The following is a 3,035-nucleotide window of genomic DNA, read 5'->3' as shown; positions in this document are numbered from 1 at the left end:
GGGGCCGCGGGAGCAGCCGGAGCGGCGGGCGCGGCCGGAGCTGCCGGGGTTTCCTGCGCCATCGCCGGAACGGCGGCGCCGATCAAGGCAACGGTGGACAGGGCGGCCAGGAACCGACGAGTCGAAACGATCATTGAATCTCTCCAGAAATCAGGACGTCATCCCAATGCCTGGACCGCGAGCCGGGGATTATCTTGCCGATTCGGGCGAGTAAGCGACACCGTACACGGTCCGTGCCCGCCGTTGCTAGCACGCCGGACCGCCCCCGTCTCGTATTAAAATCATATAAGGAAACGATATTTTATAAGTTTTGCCTCAATTGCAACGCAATCGCAATTTTAAAAGGATTACGAAATATGTCTTCCCCGGGAAATGCCTCGCGCGCCCGGCCGATCCGCGCGGCCGGGACCCCCCGTCCGCACATCCTGGCCGGGCGCGCCTGGATGACGCGTCGCGATCAGGCGGAAGCGCCCTGGCGCTCGCGCTTCTTGCGCTCATGCGGGTCCAGGTAGCGCTTGCGGATACGCACCGCCGTCGGCGTCACCTCGACCAGCTCGTCATCCTCGATATAAGCGATCGCCTGTTCCAGGCTCATCTTGCGCGGGGGCGTCAGCAGCAGCGCGTCATCCTTGCCGGCGGCGCGGATATTCGTCAGCTTCTTTTCGCGGATCGGGTTCACTTCCAGGTCGTTTTCCCGCGAATGCTCGCCGATGATCATGCCGACATAGACCTTTTCGCCGGCATCGACGAACAGCGTGCCGCGATCCTGCAGCGAGAACAGCGAATACTGGGTCGTCGCCCCGTCTTCGGACGAGATCAGCGATCCGTTGCGCCGACCCTCGATCGGCCCGGCCCAGGGCTGGTACCCCGCGAACAGGCGGTTCATGATGCCCGTGCCGCGCGTATCGGTCAGGAACTCGCCGTGATAGCCGATCAGCCCGCGCGAGGGGATCAGGAAGGTCAGGCGCACCTTGCCGCCGCCCGAGGGCTGCATGTCCTGCATCAGGCCCTTGCGCAGGGCCATCTTTTCCACGACCACGCCGGAATAGGGCTCATCGACGTCGATCAGCACCTCTTCGAACGGCTCCTCGCGCTCGCCCGTCTCCTCGTTGGTGCGGAACAGCACGCGCGGCCGGCCGATCGTCAGTTCGAAACCCTCGCGGCGCATCGTCTCGATCAGCACGCCAAGCTGCAATTCACCGCGGCCCGCGACCTCGAACGCCTCGCTTTCGGGGCTGTCGGTCACGCGGATGGCGATATTGCCCTCGGTTTCCTTGAACAGGCGGTCGCGGATCTGGCGCGACGTCACCTTCTTGCCCTCGCGCCCGCCCAGCGGGCCGTCATTCAGGCGAAAGGTCATCGACAGGGTCGGCGGATCGACCGGGGTCGAGGCCAGCGGCTCGGTGATCTCGGGCGCGGCGATGGTTTCGGGAATGGTCGCCTCGGACAGGCCCGCGACCGCGATGATGTCACCGGCCTCGGCCTCCTCCACCGGCACGCGATCCAGCCCGCGGAAGGACAGCAGCTTGGTCAGGCGCCCGGTCTCGACCACCGAGCCGTCGGGGCGCAGCACGCGCACCGGCATGTTGATCTTCGCCCGTCCCTGCTCCACCCGGCCGGTCAGCACGCGACCCAGGAAATTGTCGTTTTCCAGGATGGTGGCGACCATGGCGAAGGGCGCGTCCTTGTCCACCTGCGGCGGCGGCACGTGCCGCACGATCAGGTCGAACATCGGCGCCAGGTCCTTGCGCGCGCCTTCCAGTTCCTCATCCGCCCAGCCCTGGCGGCCCGAAGCGTACAGCATCGGGAAATCCAGTTGCTCGTCATTCGCGCCCAGCGCGGCGAACAGGTCGAAGATCTCATTATGCACCTCGTCCGGGCGGGCGTCGCCACGGTCGATCTTGTTCACCACCACGATCGGCTTCAGCCCGCGGGCCAGCGCCTTGCCGACCACGAACTTGGTCTGCGGCAGCGCGCCCTCGGCGGCGTCGACCAGGACCACCGCGCCGTCCACCATGCTGAGGATGCGCTCGACCTCGCCGCCGAAATCGGCGTGGCCCGGCGTGTCGATGATGTTGATGCGGGTGTCCTTCCAGACCACCGACGTGCATTTCGCCAGAATGGTGATGCCGCGCTCGCGCTCCAGGTCGTTGCTGTCCATGGCGCGTTCGGCGACATGCTGGTTCTCGCGGAACGAACCGGACTGCTTGAGCAACTGGTCCACCAGCGTCGTCTTGCCATGGTCGACGTGGGCGATGATGGCGATATTGCGAATATCCATAACGTGTGTGACCTGACTTCCTTCGCGGGCACCCGACGGGCGTGCCGGGCCGCCCGCGTGCCCTTGCGCCACGGAGCGGACCGACGGATGATTCCGTATTCCCGGCGGTAGATAGAGGGGAGCGGCGCGGATTGCACGCGAAACTTCACCACGCGCAACGCCGCCCCCCAAATGCTACTCTCAGAAATACTACCCTGGCCGCCCCGCGCCCGACACAGCCCTCGCCGGACCCCATGACCCTGCCGCCCGCCCGCATCGTCGTCGAAGATCTATGCAAGAGCTACCGCATCGCCGCCCCCGCCATGCCCTCCGACGCCGGGCGGCACCTCGGCTTTTCCCGGGCCTTTCCTCTGGGCTTTTCCCGGGGCTTTCCCCTGGCCCTGCCGTTCGCCCCCCGGCGCCGGCGCGTGATCGAGGCGCTGCGCGGCGTCAGCTTCACGATCGCGCCGCACACGATCACCGGGCTGATCGGCCCGAACGGCGCCGGAAAATCCACGCTGATCAAGATCCTGTCGGGGATCCTGCGCCCCAGCGCCGGCCATGTCCGCATCGGCGGCCTGATCCCCTGGGCCGACCGGATCCGGCATGTGGGGCGGATCGGCGTCGTCTTCGGCCAGCGCTCGCAGCTCTGGTGGGACCTGCCGGTCGATGGCGGCTTCGCCCTGCTGCGCGACATCTATCGCGTGCCGCCCGACGCCTATCGCGTCCGGCGCGCCCGGCTGATCGAAACGCTGCGGCTGGAGGGCATCCTGGA

General features: G+C 66.7%; 2 protein-coding genes. One reads left to right on the top strand and one right to left on the bottom strand.

Features of this window, described 5'->3' with window-relative positions; all coding sequences use genetic code 11:
• Positions 1–457: 457 nt before the first annotated feature.
• Positions 458–2,281, bottom strand: coding sequence for a translational GTPase TypA (gene typA / locus HUK84_RS13700; protein WP_176640784.1), 1,824 nt, complete (start codon positions 2,279–2,281; stop codon positions 458–460).
• Positions 2,282–2,514: 233 nt separating this feature from the next.
• On the opposite strand from typA, the gene HUK84_RS23250 reads away from it, so the two are divergent.
• The coding region (locus HUK84_RS23250) for an ATP-binding cassette domain-containing protein (RefSeq protein WP_281362815.1) at positions 2,515–3,035 on the top strand (521 nt) is incomplete at its 3' end.

Source organism: Nguyenibacter vanlangensis (genome assembly GCF_013376155.1).
Classification (GTDB): Bacteria; Pseudomonadota; Alphaproteobacteria; order Acetobacterales; family Acetobacteraceae; genus Gluconacetobacter; species Gluconacetobacter vanlangensis.
Note: the sequence above shows the minus strand (reverse complement) of the source record. Positions and strands in the feature narration are given on the sequence as shown.